Origin of the sequence: Ramlibacter montanisoli (assembly GCF_013087525.1) — a bacterium.
Taxonomy (GTDB): domain Bacteria; phylum Pseudomonadota; class Gammaproteobacteria; order Burkholderiales; family Burkholderiaceae_C; genus Ramlibacter; species Ramlibacter montanisoli.
Genome location: NZ_JABFCS010000001.1, coordinates 3,899,704 through 3,919,015, shown reverse-complemented (window position 1 = coordinate 3,919,015; position 19,312 = coordinate 3,899,704). Strand labels below are relative to the sequence as shown.

General features: G+C 67.4%; 14 protein-coding genes and 4 pseudogenes. 8 read left to right on the top strand and 10 right to left on the bottom strand.

What is annotated here, in order from left to right:
- Nucleotides 1-70 precede the first annotated feature (70 nt).
- Genes HK415_RS19400 through HK415_RS19390 form a run of 3 tightly spaced genes read right to left on the bottom strand, consistent with a single transcriptional unit; the run spans nt 71 to nt 2,296 of the window.
- Nucleotides 71-364 (bottom strand): hypothetical protein, encoded by a 294-nt coding sequence (locus tag HK415_RS19400; RefSeq protein WP_171562115.1) that lies wholly within the window; start codon nt 362-364, stop codon nt 71-73.
- Between the two features lie 7 nt (nt 365-371).
- Complete coding sequence (locus HK415_RS19395; protein ID WP_171562113.1) at nt 372-926, bottom strand: O-linked N-acetylglucosamine transferase family protein; 555 nt, start codon at nt 924-926, stop codon at nt 372-374.
- 5 nt (nt 927-931) lie between these two features.
- On the bottom strand, nt 932-2,296 hold the full coding sequence (locus HK415_RS19390) for an O-linked N-acetylglucosamine transferase, SPINDLY family protein (protein WP_171562111.1): 1,365 nt from the start codon (nt 2,294-2,296) through the stop codon (nt 932-934).
- Nucleotides 2,297-2,396: 100 nt separating this feature from the next.
- Here HK415_RS19390 and HK415_RS19385 point away from each other — a divergent pair, with 100 nt between their 5' ends.
- Nucleotides 2,397-3,281, top strand: coding sequence for a glycosyltransferase family 2 protein (locus tag HK415_RS19385; protein WP_171562109.1), 885 nt, complete (start codon nt 2,397-2,399; stop codon nt 3,279-3,281).
- Between the two features lie 14 nt (nt 3,282-3,295).
- On the opposite strand, the gene recX is transcribed toward HK415_RS19385, so the two are convergent.
- Together recX and recA are read right to left on the bottom strand one after the other, a co-directional pair.
- Nucleotides 3,296-3,754 carry a recombination regulator RecX gene (recX, locus tag HK415_RS19380; RefSeq protein WP_171562107.1) on the bottom strand — a complete coding sequence of 153 codons (459 nt, stop codon included), beginning with the start codon at nt 3,752-3,754 and terminating at the stop codon, nt 3,296-3,298.
- Between the two features lie 6 nt (nt 3,755-3,760).
- Nucleotides 3,761-4,819, bottom strand: coding sequence for a recombinase RecA (recA, locus tag HK415_RS19375; protein WP_171562105.1), 1,059 nt, complete (start codon nt 4,817-4,819; stop codon nt 3,761-3,763).
- Nucleotides 4,820-4,969: 150 nt separating this feature from the next.
- Between recA and HK415_RS19370 the strand changes: the two genes are divergently transcribed.
- The 4 genes and pseudogenes from HK415_RS19370 (at nt 4,970) to HK415_RS19355 (ending at nt 9,168) form a co-directional block, all read left to right on the top strand.
- Nucleotides 4,970-5,449 (top strand): MarR family winged helix-turn-helix transcriptional regulator, encoded by a 480-nt coding sequence (locus HK415_RS19370; protein ID WP_171562103.1) that lies wholly within the window; start codon nt 4,970-4,972, stop codon nt 5,447-5,449.
- A 90-nt stretch (nt 5,450-5,539) separates the two neighbouring features.
- Nucleotides 5,540-6,215 (top strand): annotated as a pseudogene (locus HK415_RS19365) (response regulator).
- A 45-nt stretch (nt 6,216-6,260) separates the two neighbouring features.
- Nucleotides 6,261-7,727 (top strand): sensor histidine kinase, encoded by a 1,467-nt coding sequence (locus HK415_RS19360; protein ID WP_171562100.1) that lies wholly within the window; start codon nt 6,261-6,263, stop codon nt 7,725-7,727.
- A 124-nt stretch (nt 7,728-7,851) separates the two neighbouring features.
- A complete protein-coding gene (locus tag HK415_RS19355) occupies nt 7,852-9,168 on the top strand; it encodes an ethylbenzene dehydrogenase-related protein (RefSeq protein ID WP_171562098.1) in 1,317 nt (438 codons plus the stop codon).
- Nucleotides 9,169-9,213: 45 nt separating this feature from the next.
- On the opposite strand, the gene HK415_RS19350 is transcribed toward HK415_RS19355, so the two are convergent.
- The 4 genes and pseudogenes from HK415_RS19350 to HK415_RS19335 all read right to left on the bottom strand — a co-directional run bounded on the left by HK415_RS19350 (nt 9,214) and on the right by HK415_RS19335 (nt 11,855).
- On the bottom strand, nt 9,214-9,873 hold the full coding sequence (locus HK415_RS19350) for a glutathione S-transferase family protein (RefSeq protein ID WP_171562096.1): 660 nt from the start codon (nt 9,871-9,873) through the stop codon (nt 9,214-9,216).
- A 17-nt stretch (nt 9,874-9,890) separates the two neighbouring features.
- Complete coding sequence (locus HK415_RS19345; protein WP_171562094.1) at nt 9,891-10,547, bottom strand: SPOR domain-containing protein; 657 nt, start codon at nt 10,545-10,547, stop codon at nt 9,891-9,893.
- Nucleotides 10,548-10,556: 9 nt separating this feature from the next.
- Nucleotides 10,557-11,318, bottom strand: coding sequence for a biotin--[acetyl-CoA-carboxylase] ligase (locus HK415_RS19340; protein WP_171562092.1), 762 nt, complete (start codon nt 11,316-11,318; stop codon nt 10,557-10,559).
- Between the two features lie 7 nt (nt 11,319-11,325).
- Nucleotides 11,326-11,855: pseudogene (locus HK415_RS19335) on the bottom strand (SET domain-containing protein).
- A gap of 120 nt (nt 11,856-11,975) precedes the next feature.
- Between HK415_RS19335 and HK415_RS19330 the strand changes: the two are divergent.
- Nucleotides 11,976-14,975, top strand: a pseudogene (locus HK415_RS19330) (DNA topoisomerase III).
- A 50-nt stretch (nt 14,976-15,025) separates the two neighbouring features.
- Here the strand turns inward: HK415_RS19330 and HK415_RS19325 are convergent.
- Nucleotides 15,026-15,315: pseudogene (locus tag HK415_RS19325) on the bottom strand (DUF3703 domain-containing protein).
- A gap of 257 nt (nt 15,316-15,572) precedes the next feature.
- On the opposite strand from HK415_RS19325, the gene HK415_RS19320 reads away from it, so the two are divergent.
- Nucleotides 15,573-16,139, top strand: coding sequence for a YbhB/YbcL family Raf kinase inhibitor-like protein (locus HK415_RS19320; protein WP_171562090.1), 567 nt, complete (start codon nt 15,573-15,575; stop codon nt 16,137-16,139).
- Between the two features lie 808 nt (nt 16,140-16,947).
- Nucleotides 16,948-19,212, top strand: a complete 2,265-nt coding sequence (locus tag HK415_RS19315; protein ID WP_171562087.1) for an NACHT domain-containing protein — start codon at nt 16,948-16,950, stop codon at nt 19,210-19,212.
- The last annotated feature ends 100 nt before the right edge of the window (nt 19,213-19,312 follow it).

Genomic DNA, 19,312 nt, shown 5'->3' with positions numbered 1-19,312 from the left:
GGGGGCGCCTGCGGCGCAGCGGCGGTCGTCGACCCCAGGCGGCCGAAGGTCTCGCGCAGCCAGCCCACGGCTACAGCCGCACGCTCAGCCAGTCGGTGAGCTGGTTGGCGTATTGCTCGGTGCAGCCCTTGTCCTTCAGTGTCCAGAGGAAGGCGTTGGCCAGCTTCGCTTTCTTGTAGACGTTCATGCGTTCGCGCGCCTTGAAGTCCTGCACCCGCTGGTCCGCGCGGATCAGCGCCTTTTCGGCCTTGGCGGTGAACTTGGCGTCCGCCTTGCCGGTGGAGGAGGAAAGCTCCGAGAGCACGAAGGTGGCAAGCTCCTGGCCGAAGCGCACCGATTCTGAAGTGGAAAACCAGCTGAACATAGGGATCCTATTGTGGAGGAGCCGCGCGCTCGCGCCAAGCCTGTTCGAGCGCCGCCGCGAAGGCCGCCGCGAAGCCGGGCTCGTCCATCAGCGGGGAGCGCCGCAGCCGCTCACGCAGCGTGCGGCGCAGTCGTGCGATGGTCGCCGTGTCGGCGGCGCGTTCGATGGCGAGGGGCACGACGCCATCGGCCTGGGCGGCGATCCATTCCTCCATGCCGAGCGCCACGAGCAGGCTGGCGGCGCTGCGTGAGCTGGAGGTTTCGCCGCTGGCAGTGAGCACCGGCACGCCCATCCAGAGCGCGTCGAAGGTGGTCGTGCCGCCACCGTAGGGAAAGGTGTCCAGCGCGATGTCGATCTCGCCCATCAGGCGGTAGTAGCCCTCCAGGTCGGTGCGCGGTGCGAAACGCACCCGGTCCAGCACGCCTGCGCTCTCGCCCAGCGCGGCCAGCAGCGACTGCCGCTTCCTTTCCGAACCGACGCCGACCACCAGCAGCCGCGCGCTGGGCAGCGCCAGCAGGATGCGGCCCCAGCGCCGGGCCATGGCCTCGGTCAGCTTGGACACGTTGTTCAGCGAACCGAAGGTGACGTATCCCTTGCGCTCGCACGGCGCGGCGGGCTCGGGCGCCACTTCGATGAACGGCCGGTAGCACCACTGGCTCTGCGGCAGCAGCAGGAGCTTTCCGTATGCAGCGGCTGCGCCACCGCCGGCGGATCGCAGCGCGCGTCCGTCAGCCGGTAGTCCATGCGCGTGAGCCCGGTCGTGTTCAGGTAGCCGACCCAGGTGATTTGCACCGGCGCCGGCCTGGCGGCGAACATCGCCACCCGCACCTGGCTGGTATAGCCGTCCAGGTCCACGAGCACGTCCACCGCATCGGCCGCGATCGCCTCGTCCAGCTGGTTGTCCTTCCAGCCGCGCGCGTCCACCCAGCGGTCGCTCAGCGCGCGCAGCCGCTCGGTGACGTGGTCGCTGCGCGTACCGCCGTCGTAGCACGCGACCTCGAAGCGGCGCCGGTCCAGGTTCTCCAGGACGGGCAGGAGGAACAGCGCCACCGGGTGCGACCGCAGCTCGCCCGACACGAAGCCGATGCGCAGGCGCGCTTTGCCGGCGTCGGGACGCGCATGCTTGCGCTCCGTCACCACCTGTTCGAGCTGCCTGCCCAGTTCCACGTGCCGCCGGAAGATCTCCTGCGCGGAAATGCCCTCGACGTGATTGAGCAGGAACAGCTCCTTGGCGCGCAGGTCGAAGCGTTGCGGCGCCAGCACCATGGCGCGCCGCAGCGGCACCAGCGCTTCCGCGCACAGGCCCTGCATGGCCAGGATGGTGCTGTGCGATGCGAGGTACTCCGCATTGTCCGGCTCCAGGGCGGCAGCGCGCGCCGCCGAAGGCTCCGCATCGTCGATGCGCTCCAGCCGCCGCAGGATGCCGGCATGGTTGAACAGCGCGCCGGCGTAGTCGGGTTTCAGCCGCAGGGCCTGCTCGATCGCCTGCGCGGCGCCCGGCAGGTCGCCCAGGGCATCGAGCACGTTCGACAGCAAAACCCACGCGTCGTGGAAGTCGGCCTTGGCGGCGAGCGACTGCCGCAGCAGCGCCTCGGCGCCGCGCAGCCGGCCGCCGACGTATTCGAGCTTGCCCAGGTTGTAGGCGCCGAAGGCATGGCCCGGCTCCAGCGCCAGCACCTTCTGGTAGCTGGCGCGCGCCGCCTCCGCGTCGCCCAGCGCTTCCTGCGCGATGCCCAGGTTCAGGTGCGCCGAGGGCAGCTGCGGCGCCAGCGCCACGGCCTGCCGGTACATGCGATGCGCTTCCTCCAGCCGGCCCGCGTCCTCCGCGGCGTTGCCGGCCTTGACCAGCGCCTCGGCCTCCGCGGTCCGCGGCGCGACCGGCTGCGGCTCTCCCTCCGCCCTCTGGAAAGGCTTCAGCAGGTTCTTGAACATCGGTGCGGCTGCATGGCTCGCGCCATTATGGGGAACTCGCCGCGCGTTCCCCGGCGGCTGCACCACGCCGTGTACGATTCGCCACAAGTGGAGGGGAGCCATGGCCCTGGTGCCGATCATCATTCCGTTCTTCAAGGAACACGAGAAGCTGGAGAAGTGCCTTGCCGCCATCGCCGCCCAGAGCCATGGCGAGTGCGAAACCTTCGTGCGGGACAACAGCGACGACAACATCCTGTTCACCGCCGCCGTCAACGAGGGGCTCGCCAAGTACTGCTACCGCCCCGACGTGCAGTATGTGATCGTCCTGAACCAGGATGCCTACATGGATCCGGACTGCGTGCAGAAGCTCGTCGCCTTCATGGACTCCCATCCGGAATGCGGCATCGCCTGCCCGTTCCAGTATGCGGAGACCACCACTGGGCGCAAGGTGACCTGGGGCGGCTCGCTGGCCGCCTTCCCCGGGGGCGTCCATCGCAAGAGCGACCTCGCCACCGACCGCGAGCCCTTCGAGACCTTCTGGGCCAACGGGGCCGCCATGATGATCCGCTCGCAGGTGGTGCGCGAGTGCGGCCAGTTCGACCGCAACATGCGCTTCATCTGCTCCGATTCGGATTTCTCGTTCACCGCGCGGGCGCGCGGCTGGAAGGTGTTCGCCGTGCCGCAGGCCCTCGTGCACCATGCGCTCGGCGGCTCCGGCAAGGCCGGCGGCGAGGAACTGCAGCTGGTGAAGGCACGCGATGTCGTGTACTTCGGCGAGAAATGGCTCAGCGGCGGCCTCTACCGGCGCATGGCCCACGAAGGCGCCAGCCTGGGGCCGATCAGCGTACGCAGCCTGCTGCGCACCTACCGGCAGCACATCGGCCTGCTCGAACGCAAGCTGGGCGTCCCGGCTGCCGGGGAGGCGCAGCGCGACCCGCGCCTGCCTTCATGGATGGTGGAAACCAGCATGCCACCGCAAGCGCGCCGCCCCGGCAGCTTTTCCTAGCGCGCCGCCGCGCTTCAGCCGTCCTCTTCGTCCCCCGCCCCGCCCAGCACGCGCCGCACCACCTCGCCGCCGAAGCCGCGCGCCAGCAGGAAGCGCGCCTGCTTCGCGCGCTGCGCGGCGTCGCCCGGGAGCACGCCGAACTTCTTGCGCCAGACCTCGCGCGCGCGCTCCACTTCACTGGCCTGCAGGCTGGCCACGGCCAGCGCGACGCGCTCGGCATCCAGCCCCTTGGCCTGCAGTTCCTGCCGGATGCGCCCGGCGCCCAGGCGGCCGGCGCGCCGGTGCACCAGCGAGTCGACGACCCGCTGTTCGTCGATGAAGCCGCGCGCCTGCAGTTCGTCCAGCGCCGTCTTCAGCTGGCCGGGCTCGGCCTCGTGCGGGGCCAGCTTGCGTTCCAGTTCGCGGCGGGAGTGCTCGCGGGCCGCGAGCAGCCTCAGCGCGCGGCCCTTGAGCGAGATCTGGCCGAAGGCCATCGGGAATTACTCCGCTTCGGCGACGTCCGCGGGCAGCAGCGGGATTTCCAGGTGCTCGCGCACCTTGTTCTCGATCTCGCGCGCCAGCTCGGGGTTCTCGCGCAGGAACTCGCGCGCGTTGTCGCGGCCCTGGCCGATCTTCTCGCCGTTGTAGGCGTACCAGGCGCCCGACTTCTCCAGCACCTGGGCGGTGACGCCCATGTCGATGATCTCGCCCTCGCGGCTGATGCCCTCGCCGAACAGGATGTCGAACTCCGCCGTCTTGAACGGGGGCGCCACCTTGTTCTTCACGACCTTGACCTTGGTCTCGTTGCCGATCGCCTCTTCGCCCTTCTTGATCGTGCCGGTGCGGCGGATGTCCAGGCGCACCGAGGCGTAGAACTTCAGCGCGTTGCCGCCGGTGGTGGTCTCGGGGCTGCCGAACATCACGCCGATCTTCATGCGGATCTGGTTGATGAAGATGACCATGCAGTTGGTCTTCTTGATGGTTGCGGTCAGCTTGCGCAGCGCCTGGCTCATCAGGCGGGCCTGCAGGCCGGGCAGCGAGTCGCCCATCTCGCCTTCGATCTCGGCCTTGGGCGTGAGCGCCGCCACCGAGTCGACCACGATCAGGTCGACCGCGCCGGAGCGCACCAGGCTGTCGACGATCTCGAGCGCCTGCTCGCCGGTGTCGGGCTGGGAGATCAGCAGGTCGGAGACCTTCACGCCCAGCTTCTGCGCGTACTGCACGTCGAGCGCGTGCTCGGCGTCGACGAAGGCACACTGGCCGGCCTGGCGCTGCATCTCGGCGATGACCTGCAGCGTGAGCGTGGTCTTGCCCGAGGATTCCGGGCCGTAGATCTCGATCACCCGGCCGCGCGGCAGGCCGCCGACGCCCAGGGCGATGTCCAGCCCGAGCGAGCCGGTGGACACGACCTCGATGTCCTCGATCTTCTCGCCTTCGGCCAGGCGCATGATCGTGCCCTTGCCGAACTGCTTCTCGATCTGGGCCAGCGCGGCCTGCAGCGCCTTGGCCTTCTCGGTGTCGGCGCCAGCGATCTTGGTTCCCTTGACTTGAGCGTCCATCAGTTTCTCCTTGCGCATTCGGTTCCGTGGGTTGGGTTGAGCGGCCATCCAGTGGAATTAAGTACAGGCTGGATGCATGGCCAGTAATGTAACGAGCGAGGTGCCGCGCGGACAACAGGTTTTTTGGTCAGTTTGCCTTACGATTGGCGCATGAGCTCCCCGACCGAGGACCGCTGGCGCCTGACCCACCTCGGGCGCCTGCTCGGGCACGCCATGCGCCGCTTCGACGAGCGCGTGCTGCACCTGATGGCGCACAACATCGACGTGCCGCTGGCGCTGTCCAACCTGGCGGCGCGCGCGCAGATCAGCGCCGCCCACATCCACATCACCCGCCACCTGGAGCTGGCCGGCACCCGCCTCACCGACCTGGCGCAGAAGGCCGGGATGAGCAAGCAGGCCATGGGCGACCTGGTCGACCAGTGCGAGGCCTGGGGCCTGGTCACCCGCGAGCCGGACGCGCGCGACGCGCGCGCCCGCCTGGTCCAGTTCACGCCCACCGGGCTGCTGTGGCTGCAGGCCTTCCGCGATGCCGTGGCCCAGGCGGAGAAGGAGTTCCGGCAGGAGGTCGGCGCCGACGTCGCGACAGTGGTGGCGATCGGCCTGGAGGCCTACGCCGGCGGGGCCAACTGATCTGCGTCAGTTGGCGGCGCGCGGGGCGCGCCTAGAATTTCGCTCCAAAGCGCCCGGAACGAGAGAAGGCGTCCCTACCAGGAGACAAGCATGCGGATTCTCATCGCCGAAGACGACCAGGTGCTGGCCGACGGCCTGCTGCGCAGCCTGCGCGCCGCCGGCGCCGCCGTGGACCACGTGGCCAGCGGCACCGAAGCCGATGCCGCGCTGATGACGAACAACGAGTTCGACCTCCTGATCCTGGACCTGGGCCTGCCCCGCATGCATGGCCTGGAAGTGCTGCGCAAGCTGCGCGCCCGCGGCACCACCATGCCGGTCCTGATCCTCACCGCCGCCGACGCGATCGAGGAGCGCGTGAAGGGCCTGGACCTGGGCGCCGACGACTACATGGCCAAGCCCTTCGCGCTGTCCGAGCTGGAGGCGCGGGTGCGCGCCCTCACCCGCCGCGGCATGGGCGCCACCAGCAGCACCATCAAGCACGGCCCGCTGGTGTACGACCAGGCCGGGCGCGTGGCCACCATCGACGGCAAGATGGTCGAACTCTCCGCCCGCGAACTGGGGCTGCTGGAGGTGCTGCTGCAGCGGGCCGGGCCGCCTGGTGAGCAAGGACCAGCTCGTCGAGCGCCTGTGCGAGTGGGGCGAGGAAGTGAGCAACAATGCCATCGAGGTCTACATCCATCGCCTGCGCAAGAAGATCGAGAAGGGCCCGATCCGCATTGCCACGGTGCGCGGCCTCGGCTACTGTCTGGAGAAGATCCAGGGCTGACGCCGTGCGTCAGCCCGGACCTCGCCCGGGACCCCAACGACGCACATGAAGATTTTCCAGCGCGAGCAGCGCTCGCTGTTCGGCGAGATCCTGGACTGGATGCTCACGCCGCTGCTGCTGCTGTGGCCGGTGAGCCTGGCGCTGACCTGGCTGGTGGCGCAGAGCATCGCCGGCAAGCCCTTCGACCGCGCGCTCGAATACAACGTGCAGGCGCTGGCGCAGCTGGTGAACGTCACCACCCCGCGGGTCAGCTTCAACCTGCCGCAGCCGGCGCGCGAGATCCTGCGCGCCGACGACTCCGACCAGGTCTACTACCAGGTGCTCGGCCCGGGCGGCGACCTGCTGTCCGGCGAGCGCGACTTCCCGCTGCCCCCGGAAGACGAGAGGCCCTTCCCCGGCGAGACCCACCTGCGCGACGACGAGATGCGCGGGCTGGACGTGCGCGTGGCCTACACCTGGGTGCCGGTGCCCGGCGCGCCGCCGGCCCTGGTGCAGGTGGCCGAGACGCGCGAGAAGCGCTCCGTGCTGGCCACCGAGATCATCAAGGGCGTGATGCTGCCCCAGCTGGCGATCCTGCCGGTGGCCGTGCTGCTGGTGTGGATGGCGCTGGTGCGCGGCATCAAGCCCTTGTCGGAACTGGAGGAGCGCATCCGTGCCCGCAAGCCCGACGACCTGAGCCCGCTCGACGAGCGGGTGGTGCCGCTGGAGGTGGCGCCGCTGGTGTCCTCGGTGAACGACCTGCTCACGCGCCTGAAGAACTCGATCGCCACCCAGAAGCGCTTCCTCGCGGACGCGGCCCACCAGCTGAAGACGCCGCTGGCGGGACTGCGCATGCAGGCCGACCTCGCGCAGCGCGAGCAGTTCAACACCGAGCAGCTGAAGCAGTCGCTGGCGCAGATCGGCCGCTCCAGCGTGCGCGCCACGCACACGGTCAACCAGCTGCTGTCGCTGGCGCGCGCGGAAAGCAGCGGCAAGGCGCTGGTGCGCCAGCCCTGCGACCTGGCGGAACTGGCGATCGAGGCGGTGCAGGACACGGTGCCGCGCGCGATGGACAAGCACATCGACCTGGGCTACGACGGCGCGGAGGCCGGCGCGCCCGGGACCATCCTGCAGGGCAACCCGACCCTGCTCAAGGAGATGATCCGCAACCTGCTGGACAACGCGGTGAACTACACCCCGTCCACCGAGCAGCAGCCCGGCGTGGTCACGGCCCGGGTGCTCACCGAGCCCTTCAGCGGCGCGCAGGTGCTGCAGGTGGAGGACACCGGCCCCGGCATCCCGGAGGCCGAGCGCGAGCTGGTGTTCCAGCCCTTCTACCGGGCGCTCGGCACCAACGTCGACGGCTCCGGCCTCGGACTGCCGATCGTGCTGGAGATCGCGCGCCAGCACGGCGCGGTGGTGGAGGTGGAGGACGCCCGCCCGGGCCAGGTCCCGCCCGGCACGCGGGTGACGGTGCGCTTCGAGGCCGCGGCCAGGCAGGCCGACGCCGCGGAGGCCGCGCAGGCGCTCTGAGGCGGGTGGTAAGAGCTGCTGCTGGCCGGCCGTGCGCGGTCGACAGCAAGCTTGACCGCCATCAATGCAGGTGGGCGTGGTGCGCCTAGTGTGAAGGAAGTCACACAGCAACAGGGAGGTTCCCATGCGCCCCACCGTCGCGGCCGCTTGCGCCGCATTGTTCGTCTCCGCCGCCATGCCGGCGGCCGCCGCCGACCCGCAGTCCCTTCCCTGGAACACCATCCCGGTGAAGAAGGTGACGCTGTTCTATCCCGGAGAGTCCACCTACGAATGGCTGCTCAGCCCCGCCCACGAAAAGGCGAACGTCCGCGTGCAGCAGGGACGCGCCTGCACCAGCTGCCACGACGAGGAAGACACCAAGGAACTCGGTGACAAGCTGGTGAAGGCGGGCCCGCTGGAGCCCAGCCCGATCGCCGGCAAGAAGGGAACGATAGACCTGCAGGTGCAGGCCGCCCACGACGCCGAATACCTGTACCTGCGCGCGCAGTGGAAGACGCAGATGAACCGCGAGGGCCGCATGCACGACTACGTGCGCTTCGACGGGCAGAAGTGGCAGTGGTACGGCCACGACCGCAACAACAAGAACGTGCGGGCGGGGGCCGAGCCGCCGCTGTACGAGGACCGCTTCTCCATCATGCTGGACGACGGCAAGGTGGCCCGCTTCGCCGAGCACGGCTGCTTCGTCACCTGCCACAACGGCATGCGCGACGCGCCGGGGCAGGCCACGGCCGAGGCCATCAAGCGCAATCCGCTGCTGGGCGAGGCGGGGATGAAGACGGACGAGGTGCGCAAGTACCTGCCCTCCACGCGGCACGGCCCGGGCTGGGACCAGACCCGCTCCGCCGAGGACATCGCGAAGCTCAAGGCCGAAGGCGGCTTCCTCGACCTGATGCAGTGGCGCGCCGCCCGCTCGGCGCCGGTGGGCATGGCCGACGACGGCTACGTGCTGGAGTACCGCAACTTCGACGCCGGCAAGAACCCCTTCTCCGGGAACATCGACGCCAAGACGATGACCCCGAAGTTCATGTTCGACCCCGCCAAGGTCGGCGCCCGGGCCTTGCAGGCCCGCGACATCGGCGACGCCAGCAAGCCCGCCGCGCTGGTGCGCGAGGCCAACGCCGTGCCCTACGACCCGAACGCGGGCTGGAAGGAAGGCGACATCCTGCCCGGACGGCTCCTGAGCCGCGTCGACGCGAAGGGCTCCGCCGCCGACAACGACGCGGTCTTCGGCAGCTGGAAGGACGGCACGTACACCGTGGTGTGGCGCCGCAAGCTGGCCACCGGCAACCCGGACGACAAGCAGATGAAGGTCGGCGGCCGCTACACGGTCGGCATCGCGGTGCATGACGACAACGTCACCACCCGTTTCCACCACGTGTCCTTCCCGCTGTCGCTGGGCATCGGCGTGGACGCGGATGTGCGCGCCACGACGCTCAGGTAGGAAGGCCGGACGCCTCTTGGGTCCCCGCCTGCGCGGGGATGACCGTCACGCGGCCTTGTACAGGTTCAGCTGCAGCCGCTCGCGCTCGATGGCCTTGGCCACGCCGGGCAGCTGCGCGACCTTCTGCACGTGCGCCCACAGCGCGGGAAAGCCGGCCGGATCGATCTGCGCGAAGCCGCCCCAGCGCAGCAGCGTGAGCGCATAGGCATCCAGCGGGCCGAAGCGCTCGCCGCCGAGGAAGGCCTGTCCCTGGCCCGCGGCCTTCTGCGCCATGGCCTCGAGCTCGCCCAGCAGCCCCGCGTAAACCTTGGCGTTGAAGGCCTTCAGTTCCGCCTGCGTCTCCGGCGTGCCGGCGAACTTGAAGGGCATGAACACGTGCGTGAAGGTCGGGTGCACCGTGTTGTTCATCCAGGCCAGCGTCTCCAGCACGCGGGTGCGCGCCAGCGGGTCCTTCGGCAGGAACTGCTGCTCGGGGAACTTCGCATCGAGGTACGTGACGATCGCGACGATCTGCGTGATGGTCTCGCCGCCGTCCACCAGCACCGGCACCTGGCCGCGCGGGTTGATGGCGCGGTAGGCGGGCTCGTTCTGCTCGCCCTTGTGCAGCTTCACCAGCACCGGCTCGTAGGCGGCACCCGCGGTCTCCAGCAGGGCGTGGGGCACGAAGGAACAGGCGCCGGGGGCGAAATAGAGCTTCATGGTCATCGCGCGTCTCCTTGGGGTCAGCGGCAGGGCCGCAGGGTCTTGCCCGCCAGCAGCGGCTGCAGCTCCTGCAGGCGCGGGCGCAGGTTGTCGTCCACCGCCGGCAGCAGCAGGCGCTGGCCGCGCTGCTCGGGCCGCTCCTGCAGAACGCGCGCCGTGCGCACGCCGCGTTCGGCCAGCGAGGCCAGTTGCGAGGCGGCAGCCGCCTCGTTCGCGTAGCTGCCCAGCGACAGGCCGGGTTCCAGCTCCGGATTGGACAGGGCCTCGAAGGAGATCCCCAGCTGCCGCAGCTCGGCGCGCTTGCGCGCGACCTGTTCGACGCCGGCGTACTTGCCCATGTACACGATCCAGCGCGCGGGCTCGGTCACCGCGTCCATGGTCCACGATCCGGCCGGCCAGGCTTCCAGCGCGCTGCGCAGGGGACCGACCTGCGCGTCGTCGAGCGCCAGGGTCTGCAGGCATTCCGGCGGGCGCGGCGCCTGCGCCGCCACCTGTTCCACGCGCCGCAGTTCGTCGCTGGGGATCAACTGCACCGCCTCGGGCCGCACCTGCTGCTGCAGCCTTTGCGGTTCCGACTGCTGCGAGGGGCCCAGTCCCCACGCCAGCAGCAGGCCTTGCGACCAGGCATAGAAGCCGGCATTGGCCAGCAGCAGGACGAGGACGAACAGGCGCAGCATGGTGGAAGGTCAGGGCGCGGCGGGGCGCACGCTCACCTCGGCGCTGCCCACGGCCCGCAGGCCGGCCGCAGTATGCACCAGCAGGGCGCCGTCCACGCCGACCCCGTGGGCGGTGCCGGCGGTGCCGTCGCTGAGCGTCACGGCCCGGTCGCGCAAGGCGTCGCGGGCGTCGAAGCGGGCGTGGAAGGCGGCGAAACCCGCCTGCGCGAAGCCGAGCACGTCGCGCACCAGGGCAGGGGCGATGCGCTCCAGCACCTGCGGCGCATCGATGCCGCGGATCAATTCGCGCACCGCGGCCGGCGGCGTGGACAGCCCGTCGGCGGCCGGCGCCGCGATGTTGATGCCGATGCCGATCACGGCCTGGCGCGCGCCGGACGCGTCGCCGAAGCTCGCCGTCTCGATCAGGATGCCCCCGAGCTTGCGGTCGGCCACCCACAGGTCGTTGGGCCACTTCAGGCGCACGGCCGGATGCAGGCTCTCGGCCACGCTCACGCCCACGGCCAGCGACAGGCCCGACCAGTCGGCCGGCGCCAGCGGCAGCCCAAGCGAGAAGGTCAGCGAATCCCCGGGCGCGCTGTGCCAGCCACGCCCGAGCCGGCCGCGGCCGGCCACCTGCCGCTCGGCCACCAGCAGCACCGGCTCGGTGCGGCCGGCGCGCGCGCGCCGCATCAGCTCGCTGTTGCTGGAGTCGACCTCGGGCAGGATCTCCACCGTGAAGCCGGGCAGCGCCGGCGCCACCGCCTCCCGGATCGCTTCGGCCGGCCAGTTCATCCCAGGCTCAGCGGCGGCGCTTGGGCGCCAGCAGCGTGCCCCGGCAGTTCTTGCTGCCGCACCAGCACGGATACTCCGCCTTCAGCGCCTTGGTGTAGCGTTCGTCGATGATCAGGCCGTAGTCGTAGTTCAGCTCTTCGCCGGCCTTGATGGTGCGCAGGCTCTTGATGAACACGCGGCCCTCTTCCTCGTCGGCCTCGCAGTTGGGGTTGCAGGAGTGGTTGATCCAGCGGGCGGCATTGCCGCCGACCGCCGCATCGATGACCCGGCCGTCGTCGACGTGGAAATAGAAGGTATGGTTCGGGTCCTCCGGGTTCCAGGGATGGCGGCGCTGGGCTTCCTTCCAGGTGATGATCTCGCCCACGTATTCGATGAGCGTCTCACCCTCGGGGATGTCCTGCAGCGCGAAGACGCCCTTGCCGTGCACCCCGACTTGCGCACCTGGATGCGGCGGTTCGTCCTGGGGGCGGCCGGCTTCCGGGCAGCGGGTTTCCTGGGGGTCGCGGGCTGGGGCTTCGCGGCGGGCTTGGCGGGCATGGAAAAATTTCGTGTTAATTTGAACTCGTACACGTGCGCGCAGGCGCGTGCGCGTACGCGCGAGGAAAAGCGCGATTGTAAGAACACCCAAGGAGGGGGCCGCAGGGCCCCCGCTGATTCGTGAGCAAAACACTGGTCATTGCCGAAAAACCGTCCGTGGCCCAGGACATCGTCCGGGCCCTGACCCCGTTGCCGGCAAGTTCGACAAGCACGACGAGCACTTCGAGAACGAGACGTACATCGTCACCAGCGCCGTGGGCCACCTGGTGGAGATCCACGCTCCCGAGGAGTTCGACGTCAAGCGCGGCAAGTGGAGCTTCGCCCACCTGCCGGTGATCCCCCTATTTCGACCTGAAGCCGGTGGACAAGACCAAGTCGCGCCTGAACGCGGTGGTCAAGCTGGCCAAGCGCAAGGACGTCACCGACCTGGTGAACGCCTGCGACGCGGGCCGCGAGGGTGAGCTGATCTTCCGCCTGATCGAGCAGTACGCCTTCGGTACCGACGGCCAGGGCGCCGGCAAGAAGGCGACCGCGGCCAAGCCGGTGCGGCGCCTCTGGCTGCAGTCGATGACGCCCCAGGCCATCCGCGACGGCTTCGACAAGCTGCGCACCGACAAGCAGATGCAGGGCCTGGCGCATGCGGCGCGCTCGCGCTCCGAGGCCGACTGGCTGGTGGGCATCAACGGCACGCGGGCCATGACGGCCTTCAACTCGCGCGACGGCGGCTTCTTCCTGACCACGGTGGGGCGCGTGCAGACGCCCACGCTGGCCATCGTGGTGGAGCGCGAGGAGCAGATCCGCAAGTTCGTCAGCCGCGACTACTGGGAAATCCACGGCAGCTTCCTGGCCGACGCCGGCGAGTACCCGGGCAAGTGGTTCGACCCCAAGTGGAAGAAGGACCCCGAGGACCCGGAAAAGCGCGCCGACCGCGTCTGGAGCCAGAAGGAAGCGCAGGCGATCGCCGATGCCGTGCGCGGCAAGGCGGCCACGGTCACCGAGGAGTCCAAGCCCACCACGCAGGCGGCGCCCGGCCTGTTCGACCTCACTTCGCTGCAGCGCGAGGCCAACGGCCGCTTCGGCTATTCGGCCAAGACCACGCTGTCGCTGGCGCAGTCGCTGTACGAACGGCACAAGGCACTGACCTATCCGCGTACCGATTCGCGCCACCTGCCGCAGGACTACGTGAAGGTGGTGCACGACACCATGGGCATGCTGGCGGACAGCGGCATGCCGCACCTGGCGCCGTTCGCGAAGCAGGCGGTGGACGAGGGCTACGTCAAGCCGATCAAGCGCGTGTTCGACGACAGCAAGGTGTCGGACCACTTCGCCATCATCCCCACGCTGCAGGCGCCCAGCGGCCTGTCCGACGCGGAGCAGAAGCTCTATGACCTGGTGGTGCGCCGCTTCCTGGCGGTGTTCTTCCCGAGCGCCGAATACCTGGTGACCACCCGCATCAGCCAGGCGGTGGGCCACCACTTCAAGACCGAGGGCAAGGTGCTGGTGAAGCCGGGCTGGCTGGCGATCTACGGCAAGGAAGCCGCCGCCGAAGTGGAAGACGCGCAGGCCGGCGACAAGGGCCAGAACCTGGTGCCGGTGAAGCCCGGCGAGATGGTGCGCACGGAGAGCGTCGAGGCCAGGGGCCTGAAGACCCGGCCGCCGGCGCGCTACAGCGAAGCGACGCTGCTGGGCGCCATGGAAGGCGCCGGCAAGTTCGTGGAGGACGACGAGCTGCGCGAGGCCATGCAGGAGAAGGGCCTGGGCACGCCGGCCACGCGCGCCGCCATCATCGAAGGCCTGATCAACGAGAAGTACATGCTGCGCGAAGGCCGCGAGCTGATCCCGACGGCCAAGGCCTTCCAGCTGATGACGCTGCTGCGCGGCCTGGGCGTGGAGGAACTGAGCAAGCCGGAACTGACCGGCGAGTGGGAATACAAGCTGGCGCAGATGGAGCACGGCAAGCTCTCGCGCGACCAGTTCATGCGCGAGATCGCCGACATGACGAAACGCATCGTCATGAAGGCCAAGGAGTACGACCGCGACACGGTGCCCGGCGATTACGCGACCCTGAAGACGCCCTGCCCCAACTGCGGCGGCGTGGTGCAGGAGAGCTACCGCCGCTACAACTGCGTCGGCGGCAATGGCAAGGACCCCTGCGGCTTCTCCTTCACCAAGATCCCGGCGGGCCGCGCCTTCGAGCTGGCGGAGGTGGAGCAGTTCCTGCAGAACAAGCGGATCGGCCCGCTGCAGGGCTTCCGCTCCAAGGCCGGCTGGCCCTTCACCGCCGAACTGGCGCTGAACTTCGACGAGGAAGAGAAGAACTGGAAGCTGGAGTTCGACTTCGGCAAGGAAGACAACCCGGCGGAGACCGGCGAGATCGTCGATCTCTCGGCGCAGGAGCCGCTGGGGCCGTGCCCCAAGTGCGGCCACCAGGTCTTCGAATGGGGCAGCAACTACGTGTGCGAGCGCGCGGTGCCCACCGAGAAGCACCCTGCCCCCACCTGCGACTTCCGCAGCGGCAAGATCATCCTGCAGCAGCCGGTGGAGCGCGAGCAGATGGCCAAGCTGCTGGCCACCGGCAAGACCGACCTGCTGGACAAGTTCGTCTCCATGCGCACGCGCCGTCCGTTCAAGGCCTTCCTGGCCTGGGACGCGGAAGCGGGCAAGGTGAACTTCGAGTTCGAGCCACGCGCTTCCAAGTTCCCGCCGCGCAAGACGGCGGGTGCGGCGAGCAAGACGACGGCCGCGGGACGTGCCGCGGCGAAATCACCGCCGACGCCGGTGAAGGCGACCGCGAAGGCGGCGAAAGCCGCAGCGAAGAAGGCGGCACCCGCGGCAAGGAAGGCGCCGGCGAAGAAGGCCGCGGACAAGGCGCCGCGCAAGACGGGCGCGGGCCTGCGGCCCAGCCCGGAGCTCGCGGCGGTGATCGGCAGCGAGCCGGTGGCACGCACCGAGGTCATCAAGAAGATCTGGGACTACATCAAGGCCCAGGGCCTGCAGGACAAGAAGGACAAGCGTTCCATCAACGCAGACGACAAGCTGCGGCCGGTGTTCGGCAAGGCGCAGGTCACGATGTTCGAGCTGGCCGGCATCGTCGGCAAGCACCTGACGGCGGTGGAATGACCTGCATGGCCCCCTCCCCTCCGGGGAGGGCTGGGGTGGGGGCGCTCGCCCTAGACCGGCGGCTTGCTCAGCGCCGGGATCCGCACCGCCAGCACCGCCCAGTCGATCAGCCGCTGCACCGCCTCCGGCGGCTCCATGCGCGCGGTGACCGGCACGGTCGAACGGCCGATGTTGCCCAGCGGAATGCGACCGAGCAGGTGGCCGAGCGGCAGCAGCGCCATGCGCAGCAGCGCCCCGCGACCTCGCCCCAGTCGCGCGTCTCCCGCGCCAGCCCCAGCATGCGGCGATGGCTGTCGAAGTGCAGCGACACCTGGTGCTGGCCGACCACGTGGGCGGCCATCAGCCAGCTCCAGCGCTCCTCGACGGAGGGAGGGGCGCGCCCGGTGGCGGCACTGCCGCGCACCAGGCGCTCGTACACGAGGGGCCGTTCGGCCGCGGCGAGCGAATCCATAGCACAATTTGTAACAGTGCGCTACGCTGACTGTCAAGCAAAGGCGCTGCATCCCCCGAACGGGTGAGCCGAATGTCGGCGCCGCGCCACGCGACAAGGCTGCGTAGCATCATCGCCTCCCGACCCCCACCGACAGGAGGATCCCCATGACCCGAACCCTGGTCGCCGCGGCCGCCATCGCACTGGCCGCAGCCACCGGCGCGCATGCCGCCGGCTTCAAGCTGGAAAGCCCGGACATCAAGGCGAACAGCAACATCCCCAAGAAGTTCGAGGCCAACGTGTTCGGCTGCGGCGGCGAGAACAAGTCGCCCGCGCTCCAGTGGAGCGGCGCGCCCAAGGACACCAAGAGCTACGCGGTCACGGTGTACGACCCCGACGCGCCGACCGGCTCCGGCTGGTGGCACTGGTCGGTCATCAACATCCCCGCGAACGTCACCGAGCTCAAGCCCGATGCCGGCAACGCGAGCAACGCCAACCTGCCGCAGGGCGCGCGCCAGGTGCGCATCGACTACGGCGTGGCGGCCTGGGGCGGCACCTGCCCGCCGCAGGGCGACAAGCCGCACCGCTACGTGTTCACCGTGCATGCGCTGAAGACCGACAAGCTCGACATCCCGCCGGACGCGACCGCGGCCCTGGCCGGCTTCATGATCAACGCCAACAGCATCGGCAAGGCAAGCTTCACGGCGAAGTACGGCAGGCCGAAGGCGAAGTAATCAGGCCTTTGGCCTCTGCCGCATAGACAATACCCACCATCGTATCCAGTGCGCGATTGGAGGCTACTTGGCGAAGCTTTGCGTCTTAGTCGACTTTGACAACATTAGCTTACCCGTCGCTCGGGGACCTCTTCAGCCGTTAATCGTCCAACTAATACAGGCGATCCCAAAAGCAACGCTCTCGGCGTATACAGACGTGGAATTCGCTCTTTATGGCGGGTGGCGCGAGGGAAGGCGACTAACGGTCCAGGCACAAAATCTGGCGCCGCAGATTCAGGCTGGCTTCCCCATGGCTTTCACGCCGACCGGCGCTACCACCGCCATTCAGGTTCACGCATACCTAGTGTTCGCGCCGCTTTGTACGCCAACAACTATGCTTGAGGGCACGTTTGTGAGAGAGCGGAACTTGCGTCGCTTCACGTCCAAGTTCTCCCCGTGGGCTGAGTGCGCGGCTCCGAATAACTGTGGGTTCGCGCAGCTCGCGGGAATGAGGCACGATACACAATGTGCTACCCCAGGCTGCGGTGCCGTTCCTGGAAACATCCTCGTTCGCAATGAGCAGAAGATGGTCGATACATGCATGGTCGCGGATATCGCGTATTTATGCGGGCAACCGAGCGTCAAGGAGGTAGTCGTTTTTTCTTCAGACGCGGACATCTGGCCTGGCATCCTTCTCGCGCTAACTGCGGGTCGAAAGGTCGTGCGCATTCATCCAAAAGCGAATGCACAGCCCCAGCGGCACCTTCATAGCTCCATACCGGGCGCTTTGAGACCTGCGTATATAGAACTATCTTGCTAGGAGAGGCCCGTGGACATTGGCGATTTCAAGAGAATCCTGCGCGCATTCGCGGACGAACAGGATGACGTAGACGTTCGACAAGGCAAGGTCGTAGCGTCAATTCGGGATGACATCGTCGATGCAAATCTGCGTTACGGGGACGACCATGCCCTGTTAGTAGAAGAAAACGGGCAGGCCATGCACGCTCGGACCTGGCTACTTACCCGAGTAGCCAAGCTTCCGCAACTGGCTGATCGCATCCTAGCCAGCATTCCAGACGTGATGCCTTTCGTCAGGCCGGCGGGACGCTTGATGGACGACCTCGCGTCAAGTCAACTTGATGCCGAGCAAGAGGTGACGGATGTGTTCGCCACTCTTCAAACGCGCACGAATGCGAACATACCAGGCGCTACTTCTGTTCTGTATCTCACCTCTGATGCGGGCGAGGGAAAGACGACCTTGATATCTCTTGTCGCGCGCGCGCAGGCCAAGCTGCTGAAAGAACAAAGGGTGCTCCGACTGCTGGTCCCCATACCTCTCGGAGGACGCGCGTTTCTCACGTTCGATGATGCCGTTGTTGCCGCTCTGGTCAACAAACTTCGATTCCCATACCTATATTACGGCGCTTTCCTCGAACTCGTTAAATTGGGCGCCGTTGTCCCTGCGTTCGACGGTTACGAAGAAATGCTGGTAGAGAGCAACAGGGACGAGGCTGTGTCCGCCTTGGGCGATCTAGTTCGCTCCCTGGACTCTCGCGGCGCCATCGTCGTCGCCGCACGCAAAGCGTTCTTTGAATATCAGAGCTTCCGCACACAAGCGCGACTGCTGGATGCCCTAGGCGACCATTCAGTATCATTTGCACGCCTGAAGATCGATCGCTGGGACATGTCCAAGTTCTGTGAATACGGACGGCAGCGAGGCGTAACGGACCCTGAGGAGATCTATGGCCTCGTAGCCGCGCGGGTCACGGAGAATCATCCGCTGCTAACGCGGGCTGTGCTTGTTCGCAGGCTTTTCGATATCTCGATTCGGACTGACAGTCGCGAGCAGCTGCTGGCTCAACTCGCCGAGTCGCCAGAGGACTTCTTCTACACCTTCGTCAACGTCATCATCACGCGTGAGGCAAACGAGAAATGGCTGAATAGAGCCAGCGACGTCGGCGAGTCGCTGATCTCTGTGGAGGAGCACCATCAGCTGCTCAGGATGCTTGCGCTAGAGATGTGGCAAACCAGTTCTCGGACGCTTCGCTTCGATATCGTCGACCTCTTGGTAGATCTGTTTTGCGAGGCGTCGGGGAAAAATTCGCTGATCACTAGGCAGATCAAAGAGCGTATCAAGCAGCACTCGCTTCTCATCGTCGAAAACACTAAAGGGCAAGCTGTCGCTTTCGACCATGAGGACTTTCAGAGCTTCTTCCTCGGCGAAGGTCTGGGGGCTGCTCTTACGCGGGGTCAGTCGTCGGAGCTCCGCAGCCTGCTTGGAGTGAATATCTTGCCGACCCCTACTGCCGAGCAGGCCGTCCGAGCGCATCGGCGATTTGGCGGAACCGTTGGGGAGGCTGCGCTCCTCCTCCAGAAGATCAGTGACGCAGAAACTGGGTACACATACGCGAAGGAAAACTGCGGCGCCCTCCTCGCTTGGCTAATGGATCGCGCGAGCATCGAACGAACACGGTTGGAAATCCGCGGAGCAACCCTTCCGGTCAACAGCTTAGCGGGAAAGAAGCTTCACTCTGTCTTGTTGAGCAGCTGCACCATGCAGCCCACCGCACTAGGCACTCTCGCCGCGGTTGATGTCCGATTCGAGTCATGCCACTTTGAACGAATAGACATTGAAGGCAGCTTAGAAGGTTTGACCTTCCACGACTGCCTCGTAGACTCGCTCATTCAAGGTGATGCGCAACTCTTCGAGCCGACGCAAATTAAATCCGCCTTGAAGGCGGCGGGAGCGCTAGTGTCCGACGGCTCCATGGGGGCACCAGAAGCGCCAGCTGAACTCGATGATCGTGTGTGGCAGCTAGAACGCTTTTTGAGGGTTTTCTTACGGTCCACGCATGTTGACGAGGAAGTAATTCGCCTCCGCTTAGGACGCGCGAAGAATCCGGAATTTTTCAACCAGATCTTGCCTGATCTTATAGATCTCGGGCTGCTGCAAGAGGTGCCTTGGAAGGGAGGCGGTATCCAGCGACGCTTCAAGCTGAACGTTCCCTTGTTTCAACTGCAGGAAGCGCTCCAGCAATCCAATGGGGACTACGACACCTTCCTAATGCAACTGAGAACGCGCCTCGCACAGTAACGTCCGGTGTGCGGATACGGAGGTTGGTGCGGCGGTCGTTTCGTTGCCATCTGCGTGCGCACCTCAGAAATGAGGCCCCCGGAGTGCCGTGGGGTTGTAG

What these genes read in the sequence shown, in the direction of transcription:
- HK415_RS19400 (WP_171562115.1), bottom strand. Translation starts at nt 364, where the DNA reads ATGTTCAGCTGGTTTTCCACTTCAGAATCGGTGCGCTTCGGCCAGGAG.
- HK415_RS19390 (WP_171562111.1), bottom strand. Translation starts at nt 2,296, where the DNA reads ATGTTCAAGAACCTGCTGAAGCCTTTCCAGAGGGCGGAGGGAGAGCCG.
- HK415_RS19385 (WP_171562109.1), top strand. Translation starts at nt 2,397, where the DNA reads ATGGCCCTGGTGCCGATCATCATTCCGTTCTTCAAGGAACACGAGAAG.
- recX (WP_171562107.1), bottom strand. Translation starts at nt 3,754, where the DNA reads ATGGCCTTCGGCCAGATCTCGCTCAAGGGCCGCGCGCTGAGGCTGCTC.
- recA (WP_171562105.1), bottom strand. Translation starts at nt 4,819, where the DNA reads ATGGACGCTCAAGTCAAGGGAACCAAGATCGCTGGCGCCGACACCGAG.
- HK415_RS19370 (WP_171562103.1), top strand. Translation starts at nt 4,970, where the DNA reads ATGAGCTCCCCGACCGAGGACCGCTGGCGCCTGACCCACCTCGGGCGC.
- HK415_RS19360 (WP_171562100.1), top strand. Translation starts at nt 6,261, where the DNA reads ATGAAGATTTTCCAGCGCGAGCAGCGCTCGCTGTTCGGCGAGATCCTG.
- HK415_RS19355 (WP_171562098.1), top strand. Translation starts at nt 7,852, where the DNA reads ATGCGCCCCACCGTCGCGGCCGCTTGCGCCGCATTGTTCGTCTCCGCC.
- HK415_RS19350 (WP_171562096.1), bottom strand. Translation starts at nt 9,873, where the DNA reads ATGACCATGAAGCTCTATTTCGCCCCCGGCGCCTGTTCCTTCGTGCCC.
- HK415_RS19345 (WP_171562094.1), bottom strand. Translation starts at nt 10,547, where the DNA reads ATGCTGCGCCTGTTCGTCCTCGTCCTGCTGCTGGCCAATGCCGGCTTC.
- HK415_RS19340 (WP_171562092.1), bottom strand. Translation starts at nt 11,318, where the DNA reads ATGAACTGGCCGGCCGAAGCGATCCGGGAGGCGGTGGCGCCGGCGCTG.
- HK415_RS19320 (WP_171562090.1), top strand. Translation starts at nt 15,573, where the DNA reads ATGACCCGAACCCTGGTCGCCGCGGCCGCCATCGCACTGGCCGCAGCC.